Annotated in this window: 15 protein-coding genes; 4 read left to right on the top strand and 11 right to left on the bottom strand. The window is 68.3% G+C overall.

What is annotated here, in order from left to right:
• Positions 1–4: 4 nt before the first annotated feature.
• Entirely contained in the window at positions 5–499 is a 495-nt protein-coding gene (locus tag A3ES_RS0127240; RefSeq protein WP_020390011.1) for a DUF402 domain-containing protein, read from the top strand.
• Here the strand turns inward: A3ES_RS0127240 and A3ES_RS0127235 are convergent.
• On the bottom strand, positions 496–1,995 hold the full coding sequence (locus A3ES_RS0127235) for an alpha/beta hydrolase (RefSeq protein WP_020390010.1): 1,500 nt from the start codon (positions 1,993–1,995) through the stop codon (positions 496–498). The two genes, A3ES_RS0127240 and A3ES_RS0127235, sit on opposite strands and share 4 nt — an antisense overlap.
• Positions 1,996–2,126: 131 nt before the next feature.
• On the opposite strand from A3ES_RS0127235, the gene A3ES_RS0127230 reads away from it, so the two are divergent.
• Positions 2,127–4,034 carry a Na+/H+ antiporter gene (locus A3ES_RS0127230; RefSeq protein WP_020390009.1) on the top strand — a complete coding sequence of 636 codons (1,908 nt, stop codon included), beginning with the start codon at positions 2,127–2,129 and terminating at the stop codon, positions 4,032–4,034.
• Positions 4,034–4,450 carry an HIT family protein gene (locus A3ES_RS0127225; protein ID WP_020390008.1) on the top strand — a complete coding sequence of 139 codons (417 nt, stop codon included), beginning with the start codon at positions 4,034–4,036 and terminating at the stop codon, positions 4,448–4,450. The genes A3ES_RS0127230 and A3ES_RS0127225 overlap by 1 nt, the downstream gene beginning before the upstream one ends.
• An 18-nt stretch (positions 4,451–4,468) precedes the next feature.
• On the opposite strand, the gene A3ES_RS0127220 is transcribed toward A3ES_RS0127225, so the two are convergent.
• Positions 4,469–6,109: an alkaline phosphatase D family protein gene (locus A3ES_RS0127220; protein ID WP_020390007.1), complete on the bottom strand. Its 1,641-nt coding sequence runs from the start codon at positions 6,107–6,109 to the stop codon at positions 4,469–4,471.
• Between the two features lie 190 nt (positions 6,110–6,299).
• Between A3ES_RS0127220 and A3ES_RS0127215 the strand changes: the two genes are divergently transcribed.
• Positions 6,300–7,133, top strand: a complete 834-nt coding sequence (locus A3ES_RS0127215) for a zinc metalloprotease (RefSeq protein ID WP_157630772.1) — start codon at positions 6,300–6,302, stop codon at positions 7,131–7,133.
• Between the two features lie 81 nt (positions 7,134–7,214).
• Here the strand turns inward: A3ES_RS0127215 and A3ES_RS0127210 are convergent, their stop codons facing one another.
• The 9 genes from A3ES_RS0127210 to A3ES_RS0127165 form a co-directional block, all read right to left on the bottom strand.
• The gene (locus tag A3ES_RS0127210; RefSeq protein ID WP_020390005.1) at positions 7,215–7,778 is read right to left on the bottom strand and encodes a HEAT repeat domain-containing protein; all 564 of its coding nucleotides are present in this window, start codon (positions 7,776–7,778) and stop codon (positions 7,215–7,217) included.
• A gap of 33 nt (positions 7,779–7,811) precedes the next feature.
• Positions 7,812–8,405, bottom strand: a complete 594-nt coding sequence (locus A3ES_RS0127205) for a hypothetical protein (RefSeq protein WP_020390004.1) — start codon at positions 8,403–8,405, stop codon at positions 7,812–7,814.
• 92 nt (positions 8,406–8,497) lie between these two features.
• The gene (locus A3ES_RS0127200) at positions 8,498–9,214 is read right to left on the bottom strand and encodes a sulfite exporter TauE/SafE family protein (protein WP_020390003.1); all 717 of its coding nucleotides are present in this window, start codon (positions 9,212–9,214) and stop codon (positions 8,498–8,500) included.
• Positions 9,215–9,258: 44 nt separating this feature from the next.
• Positions 9,259–12,033: an aconitate hydratase AcnA gene (gene acnA, locus A3ES_RS0127195; RefSeq protein WP_020390002.1), complete on the bottom strand. Its 2,775-nt coding sequence runs from the start codon at positions 12,031–12,033 to the stop codon at positions 9,259–9,261.
• A gap of 475 nt (positions 12,034–12,508) precedes the next feature.
• On the bottom strand, positions 12,509–13,729 hold the full coding sequence (locus tag A3ES_RS48650) for a Fic family protein (protein WP_040455705.1): 1,221 nt from the start codon (positions 13,727–13,729) through the stop codon (positions 12,509–12,511).
• Between the two features lie 68 nt (positions 13,730–13,797).
• Positions 13,798–14,727, bottom strand: coding sequence for an LLM class F420-dependent oxidoreductase (locus tag A3ES_RS0127180; RefSeq protein ID WP_020389999.1), 930 nt, complete (start codon positions 14,725–14,727; stop codon positions 13,798–13,800).
• Positions 14,728–14,737: 10 nt separating this feature from the next.
• A complete protein-coding gene (locus A3ES_RS0127175; RefSeq protein WP_026163240.1) occupies positions 14,738–19,342 on the bottom strand; it encodes a hypothetical protein in 4,605 nt (1,534 codons plus the stop codon).
• 242 nt (positions 19,343–19,584) lie between these two features.
• Positions 19,585–20,754 carry a class I SAM-dependent RNA methyltransferase gene (locus A3ES_RS0127170; RefSeq protein WP_020389998.1) on the bottom strand — a complete coding sequence of 390 codons (1,170 nt, stop codon included), beginning with the start codon at positions 20,752–20,754 and terminating at the stop codon, positions 19,585–19,587.
• Positions 20,751–22,781, bottom strand: a complete 2,031-nt coding sequence (locus A3ES_RS0127165; RefSeq protein ID WP_020389997.1) for an APC family permease — start codon at positions 22,779–22,781, stop codon at positions 20,751–20,753. Before A3ES_RS0127165 ends, A3ES_RS0127170 begins: the two co-directional genes overlap by 4 nt.
• Between the last annotated feature and the right edge of the window lie 30 nt (positions 22,782–22,811).

Genomic DNA, 22,811 nt, shown 5'->3' with positions numbered 1-22,811 from the left:
CGCCATGCGGAACGTCCGGGTGGTTTATCGCAAGTACGACGAGAAGCTTCACTGGCACCAGTGGATGGAGTACCTGGGCGAGGACCAGTACGGCGTCTGGCTCGGCGCCCGGGCGAACTCGGTGTCCCAGCGCGGCGACGAGCCGGAGGTGACGCAGGAGCAGGCCCACGTCCAGCTGTTCTCCCGGGACCGCGGGTTCACCGCGCTCTTCAACGACGAGCCGCGCTCCACCGAGATCTACTGCGACGTGACGTCGGCGGTCGAGTTCGGCGAGGACGTGTTCACGATGATCGATCTCGATCTGGACGTGATCCGCAAGCGGGACGGCAGGATCTACGTCGACGACGAGGACGAGTTCGCCGAGCACCAGGTGAAGTACGGCTATCCGGCCGACGTGATCGAGCAGGCGCAGGCGACCGCCGACTGGCTGGTGACGGCGGTCGCCTCCGAAGAGCCGTTCCTGACGGTCTTCAAGACCTATCTCGACAAGGTCCGCTAGCGGACTCGGTGCAGGCGCAGGGTTACGTCGTCCAGCCGCAGCGGGCTGGGGACCCGGCCGTTCTGGCCGGCGAACATGTCGGCGACCGGTGAGACCGTGAGGAAGATCGACTTCCCAGCCGGTACGTCGACCGCGATGCCCGGCAGGTCGATCGTGCGCCTGACCCCACGCACCGGGTGCTGCTCGCGGAGCGGCATCGTGTTGTTCTGAACGATCTTCGCGTCGAGCGGGGTGGTTCCGACGCTCAGTGCGAAGAAGGCGCCGGCGTCCGGGAGGACACTACTGACCTTCGCCCTGAGTTGCGGGACACCCCCGACAGTGATCGGCCCCTTCGCCAAGATGGTCGTGGCGGTGGTGATCCTGCCGAGCTGGTACTGCTTGTTCGGCTTCAGGTTTCGTTGCGTCAGGCAACGGCCGTCGGCGGTGGCCAGGTGGTAGCTGCCGAAGCCGGTGAGGCCGGTGTCCTGCCGCTTCAGGTTGAGGGCCATGAACCGCTGGGCGAGGCTGACGAAGTTCGGGCTGCCGAGAGCGATCGAGCACGGGTCGCCGGGAGTGTAGAACCCGGGCGGGACGACGCTCGGGAGGACGTGGCCGCCGTTGTAGCCGACCAGGAGTGAGCGGGACCGGGCGCGCGCGGTGAGTGCCTTGTCGAAATTCTGCAGGCCCTGGTTGAGGTTGAAGAGGTTGTCGGGCAGGCCTTGGCCGATCAGCACCGGGATGTCGAGCTTGCGGCCGTGCTTGACGTGCCAGGCCGGTCCGTTCTTGGCGAAGAACGCGTCGAGGTCGCGGCCGGCCTGACCGGTCGGCCAATGGCCGGTCGTGATCAACGCGACGAATCCGGCCTGAACAGCCGGCGGGAGGTGCGTGCCGCCGCCGGCGTACAGGAGTGTCAGCCACATCGTCCGGGCGGCCTCCGACGGCGCGAGACTCTGCTTGAGGTCCCACCAGGTGACCTCGGGTGCCAGCGCATCGAAGCGGGTACGGCCCTTGTCGCGCAGCTCCGTGAAGGCTCCCGCGAACTGGTAGCCGCCGCCGTACGAGCCGCCGATCGCCCCGATCAACGGGTCGCCCGGGCGCTGCTTGGTGACCCAGTCGAGGCTCGCGACGAGGTCGACCAGCTTGATCACGTCGCGGCCCTCGAGATCCGGATTCATCACGTGGGCGACGCCGGTCGACTCGCCGAAACTGCGCTGATCGAAGCTCAGTACGCCGTACCCGGCATCGAGGTACGGCTTGAAGGCAGCGGGGTCCTTGGTGCGACTGCCACCCCAGCCGTGGCTGTGGAAGATGAGCGGGACGGTGCGGGACGCCGAACTGCCGGCGGGCTGGAACAGCGAGTAGCAGATCCGTACCGGAGTTGTCGTGGCCGGCTCTGGCACGCTCTCGACACAGGCGTTGGTGGTCGTCACACTCTCCGCCGCGGCGACCGGGGACGGCAGCACGGCCGGTGTGGCGAGGGCAAGAACGGTGATCAGGGCGGCGGAGCGGCGGCGCATGGGTGACCCCCAGTGAATGCGATCTCTCGGAGCGCACACGCTAAATGATCCGGCGCCGGGAGAACAGGTCGTAGCTCCGCTCTCGGCGAACCACGCCGCCCGGGACGCACGCCGCCTGCCACACTGTGCGCGTGGATATCGCGATCGAGATCGTTGCTCTCGTCGCCGTGGTCGCGGCCGGTGCCGCGCTCGGCCGGCGGATCGGGATCTCGGCTCCCCTCTTACTGGTCGTCCTCGGTGTAGCCGCGTCGTACCTGCCGTTCGTGCCACGAGTCGAGCTTTCCCACGAGGTCGTCCTGGTCGGCTTCCTGCCACCGCTGCTGTACTCCGCAGCGATCAAGACCAGCCTTGTCGACTTCTCCAAGCACCGCCGGTCCATCGGGCTGCTGTCCGTCGGCCTGGTCGCCTTCACCGCCGCCGGCGTCGGGCTGGTCGCCTACTGGTTGCTCGGCGCACCCGCCGTCGCCGACGGGCAGGAGCCACTCCCGCTCTGGGCCGCCTTCGCGATCGGCGCCGTCGTCGCGCCGCCCGACGCGGTCGCCGCTACTGCGATCGCCAAGAAGGTCGGACTCCCCCGTCGCGTCGTCACGATCCTCGAAGGCGAGAGCCTGCTCAATGACGCGACTGCACTCGTGTGTCTGCGTACTGCGATCGCGGCCGCCCTGATCGCGCCGACCTTCCTGCACGTGAGCCTCGACTTCCTCCGCGCGGCCGGTGGCGGCGTACTGGTCGGTCTGGTGGTCGCGATCGTGCTGGCCAAGGTCCGCAAGCGCTTCACCGACCCCGTGCTGGACACCACCCTGAGCCTGACCGCGCCGTTCATCGCGTACGTCGCCGCCGAGAACCACTACGTCCACGCGTCCGGCGTACTCGCCGTCGTCGTGACCGGCCTGCTGCTCGGCCACAAGGCGCCGATCATCCAGTCGGCGGCCTCGCGGATGTCCGAGCGGACCAACTGGCGCACGTTCCAGTTCCTGCTCGAGAACACCGTGTTCCTGCTGATCGGCCTGCAGACCCGCTGGATTCTCGACGATCTCTCCGAGAGTCCCCTGTCGGCATGGACGATCGCGATCGCCACGGTCGGCGTCTTCCTCGCCACCGTTCTGCTGCGCCCGATCTGGCTCTTCCCGGTCACCTACCTGTCCCGGCGAATCCTCGGCCGCTCGCGGCCCGGCCCTGTCTCGGTGCAGGCCCTCGTCGTGGTCTCCTGGGCCGGGATGCGCGGCGTGGTCACCCTCGCGGCTGTCTTCGTCCTGCCGGAGAACACCCCCCATCGCGAAGTACTGGTCTTCATGGCGCTGGTGGTGACCGCAGGAACCTTGCTGCTCCAGGGTTCGACCCTGCCTTGGCTCGTACGCCGGTTGCGCCTGCCCGGCCCGGATCCGGCGGAAGACGCGCTGCAGGAGGCCGCTGTACTGCAGGGTGCTCATCGAGCCGCGGAGGAGAGGCTCGACGAGATCGTCACTCCGGACGACCCGCCCGAGGTCGTCGCCCTGCTTCGTCAGCGGGGCGAGTCGCGAGCACTCGCCGCGTGGGAGCGGCTCGGCCGGTCGGAGACAGATCTCGAGACGCCGAGCGAGGCCTACCGCCGGCTGCGGATGGCGATGCTGGAGACCGAGCGGGCACACATCCTCAAGGTCCGCGACGACGGTCTGGTCGCCGACGAAGTGCTGCAGCGCGCGCAGATCACCCTCGACATCGAGGAGTCCATCCTGGACCGGGCCGAGGCTGACGACGTCGGTGGACAGTCCCAGAACCTGAGGGCTCCTCAGTCGACGGCCGGAGAGTGTGAGCACCTGGCCGGCGCGCCGTGCGTGCTGACCCCGACAACGCCCGAGGGCTGCGAGGAGTGCCTCCAGGAAGGCGCCACCTGGGTGCATCTGCGACTGTGCCTGGGATGTGGTCACGTTGGTTGCTGCGACTCGTCCTACGGACGGCACGCCAGCAAGCACTTCGACCAGACCTCACATCCGGTGATGCGCAGCTTCGAGCCAGGCGAGAGTTGGCGCTGGTGCTTCGTTGACGAGAAGCTGGGCTGATGGCGGACTGTCTCTTCTGCTCGATCATCGCCGGATCAACGCCGGCGCACCTGGTCTACGACACCCCTGAGGTGCTCGGCTTCCTGGACCTCAGGCCGGTCTTCAAAGGCCACACGTTGCTGGTGCCGCGCGAGCACGTCGCGACGCTGGTGGAGCTGCCCGACGAGTTGGCGATGCCGTTGTTCGGCGCCGCTCGCTCCGTCGCGGCAGCAGTCCGTACCGCGTTCGACGCGCAGGGCTCCTTCGTTGCCGTCAACAACGTCGTCTCCCAGTCGGTGCCGCACCTGCACGTCCACGTCGTCCCGCGAACCAAGGGCGACGGGTTGCGGGGGTTCTTCTGGCCGCGCACCAAGTACGCCGACGACACCGAAGCAGCGCAGTACGCCGAGAAACTCCAGAGCGCACTCACCGAGTGAGCCCTGGAGTTCCGATCCTTACGGTCGCTCGGTTTCCCAGGCGATGGTGTTGATGCTGGGGGTGGTGCGCAGAGCGGCCGCGGCGGTCGGTGGGGTGTCGGCCGTCTGGTGCAGGCCGGGCTTGCGGTCCTCGATCGTGAACTGGGCGCGGGTGAAGACCTCGGCGTCCTTCGTCTTGACCGCGCGCACGCAGCGGAAGTCGGCCACCAGGGACTCCCGCGTGATGGTGGTGTTCACGTAGCCGCGGAGGTTGTTCTGGAAGCGCAGGTGCGGGTTCCAGCGCAGCCACGGATGTGAGCCCGAGGCCGAGTCACCGCCGTTGCCGCCGGAGGTGATGGACGAGCAGACCAGCTCCGACCCGACCGTCCGCGAGGTCGGGTCGTCGTAGTCGAGCTTCAGGTCCGATGCCCAGTGCGCGTGCACGTCACCGGTCAGTACGACGGGGTTCCGCACGCGCGCGTCCACCCAGCCGCGGGTGATCCGGTCGCTTGAGGCGACGTACCCGTCCCAGGCGTCCATCGAGGTGAGCTTCGCCGGACCCTCGGTGTTGTCGCGCTGGGCGAAGAACACCTGCTGGCCAAGGATGTCCCAGCGCGCGTCGGACCGGCGGAACCCGTCGAGCAGCCACTTCTCCTGCCGGCTGCCGGTGATCGAGCGCTTCGGGTCGACGGCGGCCGGGCAGTCCTTGTAGCCGTCGCCGCAGCCCTGGTCGTCTCGGTACTGCCGGGTGTCGAGCATGTGGAACGTCGCCAGCTCACCCCACTTCACCCGCCGGTAGAGCTGCATGTCGATGCCCCGCGGCTTAGAGGTCGCGCGCAGCGGCATGTTCTCGTAGTACGCCTGGAAGGCCGCGGCCCGCCGCTCGCGGAAGCCTTCTTCAGGCTTCTCCGGGATCTCGTCGGCCCAGTTGTTGTCGACCTCGTGGTCGTCCCAGACGACCAGCCACGGCGCGACCGCGTGCGCCGCCTGCAGGTCGAGATCGGTCTTGTACTGCGCATGCCGCTGCCGGTACGACGCCAGATCCGTCGTCTCGGGCCCATCGTGATCGCGCACGTTCCCACCCGGCGCGACGTACGTGTTCTTGGTGTACTCGTACTGGTAGTCGCCCAGGTGCAGCACCAGATCGGGCCGGTCCTCCGCCAGCCGCCGGTACGCCGTGAACCAGCCGTGCTCGAACTGGGAACACGACACGAACGACATCGCCAGCTCGCGCGGAGTCGTGCCGCGAGCCGGAGCAGTGAGCGCTCTCCCGACGCGCGACACCCGGCCGTCGACGCGGAAGCGGTACCAGTACTCGCGAGCCGGCTGCAGCCCTTCGAGGGTCACGTGGATCGAGTGCGCGTGCTCCGGACGGGCGACGGCGACTCCGGAACGCACGACGTGGTGGAACCGCTCGTCGATGGCCACCTGCCACTGGACGGCGTACGGGCGGGACGGCATGCCGCCGAGGCCGTTCTCGGCGAGCGGGTTGAGCGCGAGCCGGGTCCACAGCACGAACCCGTCGGGCCACGGGTCGCCGCACGCGACGCCGAGGGTGAACGGGTCCTGCGGGAGCGGGGTGGCGGCCGCGGTGGTCGGGCTGGTCGGGCTGGACAGGCCGGCGACGGCCGCAGTGGAAGCCAGACCGGCTTTCAGGACGGATCTACGGGAGGTTTCCATACCCGCGACGCTTCCCGCTCCGAGCGGCCAATGATTGACATCCAGGTGACCAACGGATGACGGCGATTTACCACCACCGGCAGCAACCGAACTGCCGGGTCTACTGCCTGTCAGGACTCCCTCGAACCCGCTGCAATCAGAGAGTCCCGATCCGCTGACACAAAGTCACGGACCGACTGAGGGGAACAAGATGAGGCAAGCAGTACGCGTTACCGCAGTACTCGCTGTTGGGGGGATGGCCGTCGTGGCCCTGACGACCAGTAGCAATGCCCAGCCAGCGAACGATCAGAGCGTCCAGGCGACCAGTGCGAGTGCGGCTCGCCCGGCCGCGGCGGCCGCCGACGACCACAGCGACACCGTCTACGTGACAGGCAAGGCCAAGGACGGCACCGTCACCGTAACGATCTACGACCCTGCCGCGGGAGTGACACCGGATCAGCTCCGGGAGAAGCTCCGCCGCAGCGGCATCACCGGAGTGCTCAACAAGGGCCAGCAGCCGCCCACCAAGCAGCCCGGTCAGAAGCAGGAGCAGGTGCTCGCGTGCCTCAGCTACGGAACCGCACGTGAGTGGTGCGACCACCGCTGGAGCTACGGCGCGTTCCGTGACCCGCAGGTCTACTTCCTCGACCACACCTCGTCGGCATGGCCGGTGACCAGTGCGGTCAACGACTGGTACCAGGCGGTCGGCATCGACGCCTACTACCGCTGGCACACCGCGGGCTGCCCGGGCGGCACGCACTGTGTGCATGTCTACAACGGCGGCTACGGCGCCACCGGCTGGTATGGCCTGACAACCTGGTCCCCGGGCACCCAGGGCCCGGTGACGGTCAAGCTGAACGACAGCTACCCGCTGACGGCCAACCAGCACCGCACCATCGCCTGCCACGAACTCGGCCACGCGCTATCGCTCAACCACAACACTTCCACCTCAAGCTGCCTGTACTCGGGCACCTACATCTCGCTCCGCCCGAACGGCGACGACTACAACATCCTGCCGCGCATCTACCCGCTCTCCGGCACCTGAGCACCCAGTAGCTGACAGCCGGGGCGGCGCCTACTACCGGTGCCGCCCCGGCCCCTGCCGGATGCACCGCTCGGCCGGCCGTCAGCCAACCTCCCGGTCCAGCCGCTTGGCGAGTCGCTCGAGGGCCCGCTCGACCGCCACCCGTACGGCGTTGTCCGGGTCGTCTCGCAGCCCCTCCACCGCCTCGACGTGCTCAAACTCCCCCGCCGCACCCACCGCCCGTACTGCGGCGGCACGCACGCGGGGCAGCTCGTGATCGAGCATCGGCATGAATGCATCGACCAACTGCCCAAGCTCGCGTTGAGCCGCGATCCGGGCAACGTGCTCGCGAACCCGCCAGGCTGGATCGTCGGCGACCACCAGGAGAGCGTCGACGACATCGTCACGCCAGATGTAGAGGAACGCCCGCGCTGCCCACACCCTGGTCCAGTAGTAGTTGATCGGATCGACCGGCTGATCCCATCCGCCAGGATTCGCCGAGCCCGTGATCGCCGCCAGCTTCGGCAGGTCCGCGCCATAGGCGTCCTCCCCCGAGATCTCCCCGGTCAGGAACGCGACGCACCAGTCGATCACCACGTCCTCGCCGTACTCCGCGCAGGCGGCAAGGATCACCTCACGGGGATGCTCGCGCTCCTGGACCGCCATGCCAGCCAGTAAAGCCCACCCCACCGACAGTTTTCAGCCGCGAGCAAGAACCTCGATCATGAACGCCTTGATCGTGCCGACACTCGCCTTGCTGCCGGCGCCGGACAGCCGCACCCCGGTCAAGACGCCGCCCTGCTCCACCCCGGCGTACCAGTTCGGGATGCCGCTCACCGACGCGCCGATCGCGAAGCCGACATCTCCTACGCCCTCGAGCTCCTTGCGCCCACGAGCCTTCTTCGACTTCGCCTCCGCGACGACCTGCTGCTGGAAGGCGGAGTACAGGCTGCCGTCGCCGCGGGTGATGGTGACGACACCTTCGCCCTCCACGGCCTTCACGGTCCGCCAGGTGCAGACGGAGTACGGGCCGTTCTTGCTGACGACTACCTTGCGGACCTCCAGGCCGAGCTGACGACTGATCTCCGCCGTGCTGAACCGCGAGCACAACGGACCGCCGGTGACCCGTTCGACCGGCTTCTCCACCTCTGGAAGAGTCGATTCAGGCGCGGGCGCGGAGGTTTTGGGTTTCTTCGTCGGCCCGGCGACAGTCGGGCCATAGGTGGTCGGCTCCTCGGCCGCGCACCCCGCGACCAGCAGGACCCCCGCAAGCAACAGCACTGAGTACCGCACAATTTCCCCCCGGAAATGAGCCCGGCCAATCGCCTGAGCGGTATCAGCTAACCAGGACTGTATGACGAAGAGCAACCTCCCCGATGAACAGCTCAGAACACGCCCCGCAGAATGGCAACCAGGGAAGAGGCCGCGGCCAGCACCAGTACTGCGCTCCGCAGCCGGGGACCCTTGAACCGTTTCTGCAGCGGCACGGCCAAGCCGAACCCGATCACGATCGCCGGAATCCAGAGCGCGCCGTACGTCAACTGACGCTGGGTCAGCTCGCCACCGATGGCTAGCGCCCCGAGCGAAACCAGTGAGCCGACGAAGAAGAACGCGGCCAGCGTCGCCCGCAGCCGCGAGCCGTGCTCATGCTGCAACACCACCACCGCGGGCGGCCCACCGATCGACGCGGCCGTCGCCGACACGCCGGCCACTCCCCCGGCGATCAGCAGATTCCGCGTCGTCGGCCGTACTTCGAAGCGCCACGACGTCAGCAGGATCGCCACCAGCACCACCGAGCCGACCACGATCCCGATCGCCGAAGCCGGCAGCCACGCGAGGATCAGCACGCCGAGCGGGGTGGTCACCAACCGCGCCACGGTCAGCAAGCCGGCCTGCCGTAAGGAGACGTGCCGCCATTCGTGGAGGAGCGTCATCATCGGCAAGACCATGCCGAGCACCAGCATGCCGCCTGGCATCAGGGTGGGATCAAGCGAGGCGACCACGGGTGCCGCGATCAGCGCGAGGCCGAGCCCGAGCATCCCTTGCACCAGGGCGGCCAGCACGATGAAGAGGCCGGCCAGCAGCAGGATGTGCACATCCATGCGGCTGAACCGGCCTCCCCCGTCTAGTCCAAGTGCTGGATACTTCAGTTGGTGATCAGCGAGCGCAGTACGTACTGCAGGATGCCGCCGTTGCGGTAGTAGTCGGCCTCGCCGGGGGTGTCGATCCGGACGACGGCGTCGAACTCCTTGACCGAGCCGTCGGTGCCGGTGACCTTGACGTGCACCGTGCGCGGCACCTCGCCGTCGTTGAGCGCGGTGACGCCGGTGATGTCGAAGGTCTCCTCGCCGGTCAGGCCGAGGGACTCCGCGTTCTCACCTTCCGGGTACTGCAGCGGCAGGACGCCCATGCCGATCAGGTTCGACCGGTGGATGCGCTCGAAGGACTCGGTGATGACTGCCTTCGCGCCGAGCAGCGCCGTACCCTTCGCGGCCCAGTCGCGCGATGAGCCCGAGCCATACTCCTTGCCGGCCAGGATGACCAGCGGCGTACCGGCTTCGGCGTACGATTCCGCGGCCGCGTAGATCGACGTGACGGGCGCGTCGTCCAAGGTGTAGTCGCGGGTGAAGCCGCCCTCGGTGCCGGGTGCGATCTGGTTGCGCAGCCGGATGTTGGCGAAGGTGCCCCGGATCATCACCTCGTGGTTGCCCCGGCGCGAGCCGTACGAGTTGAAGTCCTTGCGGTCCACGCCGTGGCCGGCCAGGTACTCACCGGCGGGGCTGTCGGCCTTGATCGAACCGGCCGGGGAGATGTGGTCGGTGGTGACCGAGTCGCCGAGCTTCGCGAGCACCCGGGCGCCGGCGATGTCGGTGACCGGCGACGGCTCCTTGGCCATGCGGTCGAAGTACGGGGGCTTGCGCACGTACGTCGAGTCGGGATCCCAGTCGAAGGTCTTGCCCTCGGGCGTCGGCAGCGACTGCCAGCGCTCGTCACCGGCGAAGACGTCGGCGTAGTCCTTGGTGAACATCTCCTTGCTGATCGAGGAGGCGATCACCTTCTCGACCTCGTCGGCCGCCGGCCAGATGTCCTTCAGGAACACGTCGTTACCGTCGGTGTCCTTGCCCAGGGCATCGGTCTCGAAGTCGAAGTCCATCGTGCCGGCCAGCGCGTAGGCGATCACCAGCGGCGGCGACGCGAGGTAGTTCATCTTCACGTCCGGGTTGATCCGGCCCTCGAAGTTGCGGTTGCCGGACAGCACCGACACCACGGCCAGATCGGCTTCCTGGACACCGGCCGAAACTTCCTCGGGCAGCGGGCCCGAGTTGCCGATGCAGGTGGTGCAGCCGTACCCGACGAGGTGGAAGCCGAGCTTCTCCAGGTACGGCGTGACGCCGGCCTTCTCGTAGTAGTCGGTGACGACCTTCGAGCCCGGCGCGAGCGACGTCTTCACCCACGGCTTGCTGCTCAGGCCCTTGTCCACCGCGTTCTTCGCGAGCAGCGCGGCGGCGAGCATGACCGACGGGTTCGAGGTGTTGGTGCAGGAGGTGATGCTGGCGATCACGACGTGGCCGTGGTCGAGCTCGGTCTCCGCGCCGTTCAGGGTGATCTTGGTCTTCTTCGACGGCCGGCCGTTCGCACCGTGCGGCACGTGCGGTTCGTCGTTGACGTTGCCGTGGCCGTTCGGTGCGTCGCTGGCCGGGAAGCTGCCGGTCTCCGACGGGTCGACGTCCAGCTCTTCGATGGCGTAGTCGGTGAGCGCGCCGCGGAAGGCCTCCTTCGACTCGCTCAGCGAGACCCGGTCCTGCGGCCGCTTCGGGCCGGCGATCGACGGGACGACGGTGGACAGGTCCAGCTCGAGGTACTCCGAGAAGCGCGGCTCGACGGACACGTCGTGCCACATGCCCTGCTCTTTCGCGTAGGCCTCGACGAGCGCGACATCGGCGTCCGGGCGGCCGGTGAGCCGCAGGTACTCCAGGGTGACATCGTCGATCGGGAAGATCGCACAGGTGGAGCCGAACTCCGGGCTCATGTTGCCGATGGTGGCGCGGTTGGCCAGCGGCACGGCCGCGACGCCCTCGCCGTAGAACTCGACGAATTTGCCGACGACACCGTGCTTGCGCAACTGCTGGGTGATGGTGAGGACCACGTCGGTCGCGGTGGCGCCGGGCGGCACCGAGCCGGTCAGCTTGAAGCCGACGACCTTCGGGATCAGCATCGACACCGGCTGGCCGAGCATGGCCGCCTCGGCCTCGATACCGCCGACGCCCCAGCCGAGCACGCCGAGACCGTTCACCATCGTGGTGTGGCTGTCGGTGCCGACGCAGGTGTCGGGGTACGCCACCCCGTCGCGGACCATCACGGTGCGCGCGAGGTGCTCGATGTTCACCTGGTGCACGATGCCGGTGCCTGGCGGGACGACCTTGAAGTCGTCGAACGCGGTCTGGCCCCAGCGCAGGAACTGGTACCGCTCGCCGTTGCGCTGGTACTCGAACTCGACGTTGCGCTCGAACGCGTCCGGCCGGCCGAAGACGTCGGTGATCACCGAGTGGTCGATGACCAGCTCGGCCGGGGCCAGCGGGTTGATCTTGGCCGGGTCGCCACCGAGCTCGGCGACGGCCTCGCGCATGGTGGCCAGGTCGACGACACACGGCACACCGGTGAAGTCCTGCATGATCACCCGCGCCGGGGTGAACTGGATCTCGGTGTCGGGCGCCGCGTTCGCGTCCCAGCCACCGAGCTTGGTGATGTGCTCGGCGGTGATGTTCGCGCCGTCCTCGGTGCGCAGCAGGTTCTCGAGGAGCACCTTGAGCGAGTACGGCAGCGTCCGAGCGCCCTCGATACCCGCCAACCTGAAGATCTCGTACGACTGTCCGTTGACCTCGAGTGCACCCTTGGCACCGAAGCTGTCGACGCTGGCCATCAACCTGCTCCTCTATCCGGTCCTGTTCCGCTGACACCATCCTGCCGAGTCCGCGACACCACCATCAGGTCAGGCTCCCCTAACCTCCGGCCCCACAAACTCTCTCGACATCAAGATACACGACATCGAGCCACTTCCGCTCCCCCGAACCGGCTTCAGTTCGGCAGCGCCTGGATCACCGACGAGCTCAAGACCTGATCTCGGCGATGTTGTCCAGAGCAGCCCGTGCCCAGCTGACCGGCGCCGCCGCCGGACTGCTCGGCATCGGAGTACTGGGTGGGTTCGCGTTGTGTCCCGACCGACAGGAAGTAGTGCCGGTTCTGCGGCCGGCCGCCGCCTGCGTGAGCGTGGCGCGCGGCCGAACGGTCGACTACTTCCTGTCGGTCGGAACACAATCGGCCGCTGCCGAGCCAAATCGCAACAGGCTCCACAGCAGGCCAGCGAGCCGACAACCGGGCAGCCGCCGTCCATCGCGTCACTCTGAAGCAGTTCGTTCCGTCGCGGCAGTGGCCGCGATCCGCGCCCCGAGCGCCTCCAGTTCGTCGAGTACGTCGGACGCGCCCCACACCTGATTGCGGGTGCGCCTGGTGAGCGGACGGATCACGCCGGCGTCGAGCAACTTCTCGATGGCGGAGTAGACGCTGCTCACCGGACCTCCGACCGTCTGCACAGCGTCGTCGGCAGAAAACACCGGCGCGGCGGCGAGCCCGTCCAGCAGCCGCGACGCCGCACTGCCGCGGCGAGCGCCGACGGCCAACTGCCAGACCTCGGGCATCTCCGCGATCCTGCGAGCAGTCACCTGCGACTCCCTCGCCGCGACCGTCGCGGCCGTCGAGAACGCCAGGATGAGTGGCTCGATCCGGCCCTCGCGGTACTGGGTGAGGAGTCCGAAGTACTCGTCGCGCCGGGCCACCAGGGCCGACGCGACTGGCACCACCACGTGCCGCGTGGCGCCGCGGCGACGCAGTACGGCGTTGATGAGCGCGCGTCCGATCCGGCCGTTGCCGTCGGTGAACGGGTGGATCGACTCGAACTGGGCATGGACCACGGCGGCCTGCGCGAGAATCGGCAGGTCAGTGCGGTTGGCGAAAGCGACCAGGTCTTCCAGATAGCCGGAGACCGTCTCGGCTGCGGGCGGCACGAACCACGCGATTCGCGGAGAATAGTCGCTGCCGCCGATCCAGTTCTGCAGGTCACGGAAACGGCCCGCGTCAGCACGCTCGTGCGCATCGTCGGCCATCAAGGCCTGATGCGCCATCAGGAGATGCTCGACCTCGAGATCCGCCCCGCCCTCGACGGAGTTGATCATGGCTACCAGTGCTTCGGCGGCCGCGACCATGGACGTCGCCGACGCGTTCGACCGGGTCCCATGCAGCGCCCTCGCGAAGTCGTCCACCGTCGCCTCGATCCGCTCGATCTTCGAGGAGGCGACCGACTCGGTCCGCAAGAGGAGCGTCTCCAGCGCCTTGAGATCGGCGCCGGGCATGTGATCGAGTGCGGCGACCTCTCGGATACAGGTCTCCGTCGCGACGCTCACCGCTGGAGTCACCTGAAGATCCACCTGCGCGATCAGCGGCGGCCGCATGGTGAGTACTTCGCTCAGCGTGCGGTCCTCGATCGTCCCGCCGCGATGGGTCTGCCGCCAGGGCCGCGTCTCGGGCACGTGCGCCGGCCAATCCGCCTCTCCTGATGCCATCGCACCGCCCTAAGTCGGAATATCGTCGGAGTTATTCCGACTTAGGGAATCTAACTCGGAATAACTCGCTAGGCGACCTGGGGAAGGACGTCTGAGGCGATTAGGTCGAGGTGGTCCAGGTCGGCCAGATCCATGATCTGGACGTACTGGCGTTGGGAGCCGGCGGTTGCGAGGTGGCCAAGGTGGTCGACGACTTGGGCCGGGGTGCCGATGATCGCGCCCTGGGGGTTGTCGGGGGTGCGGCCGATGGTGGCGGCGCGGCGTTTTACCTCGGCATCGTCCTTGCCGACGACGACGCAGTGCGCGGTGGAGAGCGCCAGGGTTTCGGGAGCTCGGCCGGCTGCCTCGCAGGCCGCGCGGACTCTGGCGAACAGCACCGCGGTGTCCTCGATGGACTTGAAACCGGCGTTGAACTCGGCTGCGTACTTCGCGGCGAGGGCGGGCGTCCGCTTCTGGCCGGCGCCACCCACGATGATCGGCGGGTGCGGCTGCTGCACCGGCTTCGGCAGCGCCGGGGAATCCGTCAGCTGGTAGTGCTCGCCGTCGAAGCTGTACTTCTCCCCCACCGGCGTGTCCCACAGCCCGGTGATCAGCTCGAGCTGCTCGGTCAGCAGATCGAATCGACCGGGCGTGTCCGGGAAGTCGAGCCCGTACGCCGCGTGCTCCGCTTCGTACCAGCCCGCGCCGAGACCGAGTTCCACGCGGCCGCCGCTCATCTGGTCGACCTGCGCCACCGAGATCGCGAGCACGCCGGGGCTGCGGAAGGTGGCCGAGCTGACCAGGGTGCCGAGCTTGATGCGACTCGTTTCGCGGGCCAGACCGGCGAGGGTGATCCACGAGTCGGTAGGGCCCGGGAGGCCGTCCCCATCGCCCATCGCGAGGTAGTGGTCCGAACGGAAGAAGGCGTCGAAACCGCACTCCTCCGTCTTGCGGGCGACCGCCAGCAAATCGTCGTACGAGGCACCTTGCTGGGGTTCGGTGAAGATCCTGAGCAACATGCCGGCAACGCTATCTCGCGCTGGTGTACAGCTTCTCCAGATATGTCGGCTGATAGTCCGGGCCGCGGTCGTTCAGCCGGCGGACCAGCCCGTGCACGTCGAGTCGCGCCTCGATCGGGTTGTCCCACCAGTCGGGCACCCGGTCATACCAGCGGTCGATCCGCAACGTCCGGCCGGCCGCGTCGATCCGCGCGAACAACCAGCCGCCCTGCTCTCCCTGCGACTCCGCGATCCACAGCTCACCGAGCAGCTCGCTGAGCATTTCGGCCCCGTACTGCGGGTCGTCGACCTCCGGCGGCTCGAGATCGAACCGGTAGCTCGGCGCCGACGGATCGAGCACCTGCACCTGGATGGTGAACCCGGACGGCACGATCTTGGTACGCGCCCGGCACCAGTCGCGGAGGGCCTTGAGGGCTGCGGACTCCTTGGGGCGAGGGCGGGGGCGCTCGACCTCGGACCGCATGGCTTCCTCGATGGACCCGGGCGGCGGCTCGACCCGAGGTCCGTCGCCGCCGACGACACCGAGCCCGGGGATGGCGACGGCGCCACCGCCGGCGTCGGGCACGACGAGCTTCTCGTCCGGTGCTACTAGCTTCTCGTCGGGAGCTGTGAGTTTCTCGTCTGGTACGACGAGATTGTTGGCCGGCGCCTCGAGCATCGGGTCCGGTGGGACGAGGTTGTTGTCCGGTGCTTCGAGCCTCGAGTCCGATGGGACGCGGTTGTTGTCCGGGGTTGCTTCGAGGTTCGCGGCCGGTGCTTCGGGTCGCTCGGGGGTGTCGACCTCGACATCAGCTTGAGCTAGTTGATCGGCCGATTCGGCGACGTGCGGAGTCTGCGGCTCGTCGACTACCCGGGGCTCGCCCAGCTGGTCGGCGGTCCAGTCGGCGCCGCCGATGATTTCGTCGTGAAAGTTCCCCCCGTGGAACGCTTCGTCGCCGAATCGGTAGTCGACGTCGCCCATCGGTTCGAGACTGCTGAAGCCGTTCGGCGGCAGATCGCGAGCTTGCGGGGCGAACGGCGAACTGCTGCTTGCGTAGTACTCGTCCTCAGGATCCTGCTCCGTGATCGCAGCAATCTCAGCCGTCGGAGCCTCATCCTCAACTTGAGGCTCAGGCTCCACGGCAGCAGACTCAACCTGCTGCTCAACCCCCGGCACCTCAGCGCCCGACCACTCAGCGCCCGGCACCTCCTCGGCTACCCGCCACTCCTCGGCGACCGGCTCCTCAACCGGTACTGCGCCCGCTCGCTTATCCGCCGCCGCTACGCCAACAGCCTCCTCAACCGCCCGCTCCCCTGCGAGCGACTCCTCCGCTGGCCCGTCAAACAGCCCAAGCCCAAGCCCAAGCACACGCTCTTCGGTCGGAGGCTCCTCGACAGGCCGCCCGTACTCGGCGACACCGCGAACGCGCTCCCCAGCCGGAGACTGCCCGACCGATCCCTCGAACTCCGCGAGGTCGAGCACCCGCTCTTCAGTCGGAGGCTCCTCGACAGACTGCGCGTACTCGGCGACACCGCGAACGGGTTCCTCGGTGGGAGGCTCCTCGACGAGTTGCTCGGGCCCGCTGAGAACGCGACTCTCGGATGCGGGCTGCTCGGGTGTCTCCTCGAACTCGGCGAGGTCGGGCACGCGCTCCTCGGTCGGAGGCTCCTCGACAGACTGCGCGTACTCGGCGACACCGCGAACGGGTTCCTCGGTGGGAGGCTCCTCGACGGGCTGCTCGGGCCCGCTGAGCACGCGACCCGCGGATGCGGGCTGCTCGGGTGTCTGCTCGAACTCGGCGAGGTCGAGCACGCGCTCCTCGGTCGGAGGCTCCTCGACTGACTGCTCGAACTCGGTGAGGTCGAGGAAGCGTTCTTCTGTGGGTGGCTCTTCGTCGGGGTGTGTGGGGGTCAGGGCTTCGGTGGGCTGGGTTTCCGCTGGAGCGGGGCTGGCTGGGCCGGCTGCGTTCTGGGCTGCGAGGTAGGCGGCGACGTCCTCTACCCACACGCCGTTGATCCAGGCGCCGCCGACCCACTCACGGTCCACCCGCGCAATGGGTTGGGGTGCGGGCTCCGGCTCGGCGACTGCCTCGGCCTGAGCCCCGGCGCCGGCGCCGGCCTCAACCTCTCTGGCTTCCTTGGCTTCTGCAGCAGCCCCACGCTCTCGGGCTGCATCAAGCCGTGTGGCTGCCCCGAGGTCTCGGGCCGCCTCGAGCTCCGCAGCTGCCCCGGAGTCTCCGGCCGGCTCCAACCCTTCGGCTGCCTCAAGCTCGGCGCCAGGCTCCAAGCCTCCGGCAGCCTCAAACTCGGCGGCTCGATCGAACTCTCCAGCCGCCTCAAGCTCCGCCGCTCGCTCGAACTCTCCAGCTCGATCGAACTCTCCAGCCGCCTCAAACCCTGCGGCCGGCTCGGACCTTCTGGTCGGCTCGAACCTTCTGGCTGCCTCAGACTCCGCAGCTGGCTCGAACCTTCTGGCTGGGTCAAAGCCAGTGGCTGGGTCGTAGCCAGTGGCTGGGTCGTAGCCAGTGGCTGGGTCGGGGCCCCGGGCTGGGGCAGGCTCTGCTGCTGCCTCGGGGTGTGCGACTGCCTCGACCGGCTCGGGGGGTGTGTCCTCGGTGGCGGGGATCGGGTCGATGACGCCGGTGTCGTCAGAGGCGGAGACGGGGGGCACCGGCTCGACTGCGGCCGTGTCGTCGGCGAAGGCTGTGAACTCGCTGGTCGCGTCATCGGGTGACCAGCCGTCCGGCTCGGCGGGAACGTTGCGGATGACGTCTGGCACGTACGTCGCCGCCGCCGGTGCATCGGCGAACAGGCTCGCGTAGAAGTCCTCCCCGTCGTCCACCGGCCCGCCAACTCGCGGCGGCTCGGATGACGGCAGCGGACGTCCCATCGCCGGAGCAGACGCTTCGGGCTGGGCGGGCGCGGCGTACGGCGTACCCGCGGGCGGTTGAGGCGCCGGCGGAGCTCCAGGGTGAGCGCCAGGTGGCGGAGCTCCAGTGTGCGAGCTAGGTGTCGGAACTCCGGGGTGAGCGCCAGGTGGCGGAGCTCCAGTGTGCGAGCTAGGTGCCGGAACTCCAGGATGAGAGCTGGGTGACTGAGCCCCAGGGTGCGGGCCGGGTGCCGGAGCTCCCGCGTGAGAGCTGTGTGCTCCGGGGTGAGCGCTGGGTGGCTGAGCTGCGGGCTCGGGGTCGTCGTGCTTGCGTCGGCGGAAGAGGCGCGGCTTCTTCGCGACTACTCCGTACTGGTCCTGATGCGGGCCCGCGTCCTCGGGCTGGTACGGCGGTTCTGGGTCGGGCTCGGGGGTGTACGGCTCCGGTGTGTACGGCGGGTCGGGGGCGAAGGGCGAGTCGGGGCGGAACGGCGGTTCGGGGCTGAAGGGCGGTTCGGGCGTGAAGGGCTCGCTCCCGCCGATGACCAGGCCGGCCTCGTCCCCGATCGGCTGCCCGGTGAACGGACTGATCCCCGGCGGCACAACGACGGACTCCTCATCCTCCGAGTCGTCATCACCCACGTAACCGCCCGCGCCCTGCTCCGCCGAGAACTCCCCACCCCGACCCGCAACAGCGCCAGAACCCCCCACCGAAGCCCCCGCAGGCCCTCCGGAGTACCCACCGCCCACAGGCGCCTCGCCGTAACCACCGGCTGCCGGTACCGCCGATCGCGCGGCAAACCCGCCGGCCGCTGGTGCATCGGCGTACCCACCGCCTGCGGGCGCCCCGCCATAACCACCAACTGCCGGTGCCGCCGGCGGCGCGGCGTACCCGCCGACCGACTGCGCACCGGTCGCCCCCGGCGCTTCGCCATACCCACCGCTCGCAGGCGCTTCGCCATACCCACCGCCTGCAGGTACTTCGCCGTACCCACCAACTGCAGGTACTTCGCCGTACCCACCAACTGCCGGCGCTTCGCCGTACCCACCAACTGCCGGCGCTTCGCCGTACCCACCAACTGCCGGCGCTTCGCCGTGCTGGTTGGCTGGCGGGCCCGCAGGTGTGCTGCCGGGCTCGAACTGGGTGACGGCAGACAAAGCCGCGCGGAGGTCCGGCTGCTGCGGAGAATGCGGACCAATCCCCAACCGATCAAACAGCTCCAGCAGCGACTCCGGTGTGATGCCTGTAGTCGCCGCCGTGCGGATCAGCCGGACGCCCACAGGGAGCAACTCATCCAGCCCGCCCAGGTAGTCGGCCCACTCGGCCGCCCACTCGATCATCTCGCGGGCGGCTTCCTCGTCGGAGGTGATCCACTCGCCGATCGGGAGGAAGCCGTCGTCCAGCGGCTGCCACGGATCGCCCGGGTACGACGCCCGCGCCCATGTCCCGTTGAAGCTGCCGTAGACGAAGCCGAGATCACCAGCCGCAATCCGGCGCTTGACCTCCGGCTGCCCGATCCAGTCCGGCGCGCCCGCAAGCAGGTCGGCCTGAGCCGTCTGCGTCTGCTGGGTGTGGAACCCGAACAGCACCGCCCGACCACCCTCGAGCCGGACCATCCGCAGGTCGCTACCGGTCTCGTCCTGGTGGTACCAGCCGTTCTCGTCGGCGTACCAGCGCCGGTCGAACCCGGTGGCATGGGCGACGGCGGCGAGCGCGCTCCAGCGGGCGCGCAACTCCTCCGGGTCGTCCAAGTCGACGAGCGGCATCGGGTCTCCTGCTCAGTACCAGTCCAGCGATTCCAAGCCAGCACGCTACCCGAGACCGCCGACAGCTGGTGCCCTGAGTTGGTGGTTTGCGCTTCAGCTCCGGTGTTCAGGTGCGTGCATCGCGGTGCTGGAGGAGCGTCCTCGATGCGGAGCATCGTGGACGTTTCGCCAGTGCCGCGAGGTGCGTGCCTGGGCGCCGGAGCTGAAGCGCAAACCACCAACCCAGGGCACCAAGCAGAACGCTAGGCAGGTCGCGGTTCGAGCACAGCCACGCACTCTATGTGATGCGTCATCCCGAACAAATCGAATGCCCGCAACGAGCTCACGCCGTACCCGAGTCCCCCGAAGGTCTTCAGGTCCCGCGCCAGCGCTGCCGGGTCGCACGCGACGTACGCGATCCGCCGCGGCGAGAGCGCCGCGATACGCCGTACGACGTCCTGCCCCGCGCCCGTCCGAGGCGGGTCCAGTACGACCAGGTCGACGGACTCCAACCCCTGCCCGGCCGCGTTGTTGAGCACCTTGGCGACGTCACCCGCCTCAAGAGTCACAGCCGGCAGGTCGTGCAGGTTCCGCCGGGCGTTCTTCACCGCGGCCTTACTGCCCTCTACAGCCAGTACTGCGCACCCCGCCTCGGCCAGGAAGGCAGCGAACAGCCCCACCCCGGAGTACAGGTCAAGCGCCGTCTCGCCGTCTCGCGGCTCCAGCCCAGCCAGTACTGCGTCCACAAGCATCTCGGGAGCAGCCGGGTGAGCCTGCCAGAACCCATCGGCCTCCACCCGGAACCGTCGGCCCCGGACAACCTCCACTACTCGTCCACCGGCGTTGTCATCGGTCAGCACGGCCGTCTTGCCCTCCGACGACACCACCGCCTTCACCGAGGAGGCGTCCGGCCACTGCTCGTGCAGTACGTCCGGCGCGTCCGGGTGCGCGATCAGGCACTTGTCGATCTGGATCAGGTCGTGCGACCGGTGCGCGTACATGCCGGGCCGGCCGTCGACGACGGCGTACCGCATCCGGGTCCGCCAACCGAGGCCGTCGTCGCCGGGCGACTCCATCACGATGTTCCGCTCGATGCCGCCGATCCGCCGCAGCGTGTCCGACACCACCGTGGCCTTCAGTCGCCGCTGCTCGACGATGTTGGCGTGCTGGAAGTCGCAGCCGCCGCACCGGCCTGGCCCGGCGTACGGGCAAGGCGGTTCGATCCGCTGCGGTGAGGGCGTGAGGACCTGTACTGCGTCCGCACGGAGGTACTTGGCGTTCTGCTCGGTCACGCGGGCGTGCACCAGCTCCCCTGGGAGCGCGTGCCGGACGAATACCACTTGGCCCTCGTAGCGCGCGACACAGTGCCCGCCGTGAGCTACCGGCCCCACCTCAAGCTCCAGTAGCGTCCCGACGATCTGCTCAGCCGTCACCGGTCTCCTGAACTCTTGCGCGCGCCGCGCCGTACTTGGCCGGCTACGCGTTCAACACGGTCCTGCCGCTCCTCAGCTGCCTGGGACGAGATCAGCTGGTAAGGAACGGACGTAACCATCACACCAGGTGTGAACAAGAGCCGGCCCTTGAGCCGTAGTGCGCTCTGGTTGTGCAGGATGTGCTCCCACCAGTGCCCGACGACGTACTCGGGGATGTAAACCATCACAACGTCACGCGGCGACTGCCGCCGGATATCACGAACGTACTGCACGATCGGGCGAGTGATCTCCCGGTACGGCGACGCAAGGCGCTTGAGGGGCACAGGGATGGCTCGGCGGTCCCACTCGGCCTGCAGCGCCTCCGACTCGTCCCGGTCGACGTCGACGGTGACTGCCTCGAGCGTGTGCGGCCGGGCCGCTTTCGCGAAGGCCAGCGCCCGCAGGGTCGGCTTGTGGAGCTTGGAGACCAGCACGATCGAGTGGACCCGCGACGGCAGCATCAGCTGCTCGTCACCCTCTGCTGCCATCTGCTTGCCGACGGCGTCGTAGTGCCGCTTGATTCCCCTCATCATCACGAACAACACCGCCATCGCGATGATCGCGATGTAGGCACCGAGCAGGAACTTGGTCAGCAGGACGACGATCAGGACGGTACCCGTGAAGGACAGGCCGACACTGTTGATGACCCGCGAACGCTGCATCCTGCGCCTCTTCGCGGGATCCTGCTCGGACCGCAGCAGCCGGGTCCAGTGCCGGATCATTCCGGTCTGGCTGATCGTGAACGACACGAACACCCCGACGATGTACAGCTGGATCAGTTTGGTGACCTCGGCGTTGAAGGCGACGATCAGCACGATCGCGAAACCGGCCAGGATGACGATGCCGTTGCTGAACGCCAGGCGGTCGCCACGGGTGTGCAGCTGGCGCGGCAGGAAGCCGTCGCGGGCAAGGATCGAGCCGAGCACCGGGAAGCCGTTGAAGGCCGTGTTCGCCGCCAGTACCAGGATCACGCCGGTGGCGGCGGCGACCAGGTAGAAACCGGGCGAGAAGTGGTCGAAGATGCCCTTGGCCAACTGGCCGATGATCGGATCCTGGTGATAGCCCTCGCCCACCGGGACACCGTCGCGGATCAGCTGCTTCGCGGGATCCTCGGCGAACCGGACCTTCATCACGTTCGCCAGCGTGACCACGCTGATCACCATCGCGATCGAGATGGTGCCGAGCAACAGCAGCGTGGTCGCGGCGTTCTTGCTCTTGGGCTTCCTGAACGCCGGTACGCCGTTGCTGATCGCCTCGACCCCGGTCAGTGCGGCGCAACCGGAGGAGAAGGCACGCAGTACCAGGAAGGCCATCGCCAGCCCGCCGATGCCGTGCGTGAACTGCTCTTCCGGCGCGATGTCGAAGCCGGCGCTCGACGCCTGGGGCAGCTGACCGAACAGCAGCCGGCCGAAGCCCCAGGCGGCCATCCCCAGGATGGTCACCATGAATACGTACGTCGGGATCGCGAAGGCCGTACCCGACTCGCGGACCCCACGCAGATTCATCGTGGTCAGGAAGAGCACTGCGACCACGGCCACCTCCGCCTGGCGTCCTTCCAGCGCAGGGATGGCCGAGGCGGCGTACTGCGCCGCCGACGAGATCGACACCGCCACGGTCAGCACGTAGTCCACCAGCAGCGCGCTGGCCACGGTCAGACCGGCGGTCGGGCCGAGGTTCACAGTGGCGACCTCGTAGTCACCACCGCCGGAGGGATAGGCGTGAACGTTCTGCCGGTAGGACAGCACCACCACCAGCAGGACGACCGCGACCACGATCGCGACCTTCCAGGAGAACGCCACCGCGGTCAGGCCGGCGATCGACAGGGTCAGGAAGATCTCGTCCGGGGCGTAGGCGACCGATGACAGGGCGTCGCTGGCGAAGACCGGCAGGGCGATCCGCTTCGGTAGCAGGGTCTCCCCCAGCTGTGTGCTTCGGAGCTTGCGTCCGATGAGGATGCGTTTGCCGATGTCGCCTAGCGCGGGAGTCACAACGGTGATGTTAGAGGGAGCCGCGGTCAG

Origin of the sequence: Kribbella catacumbae DSM 19601 (assembly GCF_000372465.1) — a bacterium.
In the GTDB taxonomy this organism is placed as follows: Bacteria; Actinomycetota; Actinomycetes; order Propionibacteriales; family Kribbellaceae; genus Kribbella; species Kribbella catacumbae.
Note: the sequence above shows the minus strand (reverse complement) of the source record. Positions and strands in the feature narration are given on the sequence as shown.

Bases quoted from the DNA above. Each gene is read 5' to 3' on its own strand.
- A3ES_RS0127235 (WP_020390010.1), bottom strand. From the start codon at position 1,995: ATGCGCCGCCGCTCCGCCGCCCTGATCACCGTTCTTGCCCTCGCCACA.
- A3ES_RS0127220 (WP_020390007.1), bottom strand. From the start codon at position 6,109: ATGGAAACCTCCCGTAGATCCGTCCTGAAAGCCGGTCTGGCTTCCACT.
- A3ES_RS0127175 (WP_026163240.1), bottom strand. From the start codon at position 19,342: ATGCCGCTCGTCGACTTGGACGACCCGGAGGAGTTGCGCGCCCGCTGG.
- A3ES_RS0127240 (WP_020390011.1), top strand. From the start codon at position 5: ATGCGGAACGTCCGGGTGGTTTATCGCAAGTACGACGAGAAGCTTCAC.
- acnA (WP_020390002.1), bottom strand. From the start codon at position 12,033: ATGGCCAGCGTCGACAGCTTCGGTGCCAAGGGTGCACTCGAGGTCAAC.
- A3ES_RS0127180 (WP_020389999.1), bottom strand. From the start codon at position 14,727: ATGTTGCTCAGGATCTTCACCGAACCCCAGCAAGGTGCCTCGTACGAC.
- A3ES_RS0127215 (WP_157630772.1), top strand. From the start codon at position 6,300: ATGAGGCAAGCAGTACGCGTTACCGCAGTACTCGCTGTTGGGGGGATG.
- A3ES_RS0127210 (WP_020390005.1), bottom strand. From the start codon at position 7,778: ATGGCGGTCCAGGAGCGCGAGCATCCCCGTGAGGTGATCCTTGCCGCC.
- A3ES_RS0127200 (WP_020390003.1), bottom strand. From the start codon at position 9,214: ATGGATGTGCACATCCTGCTGCTGGCCGGCCTCTTCATCGTGCTGGCC.
- A3ES_RS48650 (WP_040455705.1), bottom strand. From the start codon at position 13,729: ATGGCATCAGGAGAGGCGGATTGGCCGGCGCACGTGCCCGAGACGCGG.
- A3ES_RS0127225 (WP_020390008.1), top strand. From the start codon at position 4,034: ATGGCGGACTGTCTCTTCTGCTCGATCATCGCCGGATCAACGCCGGCG.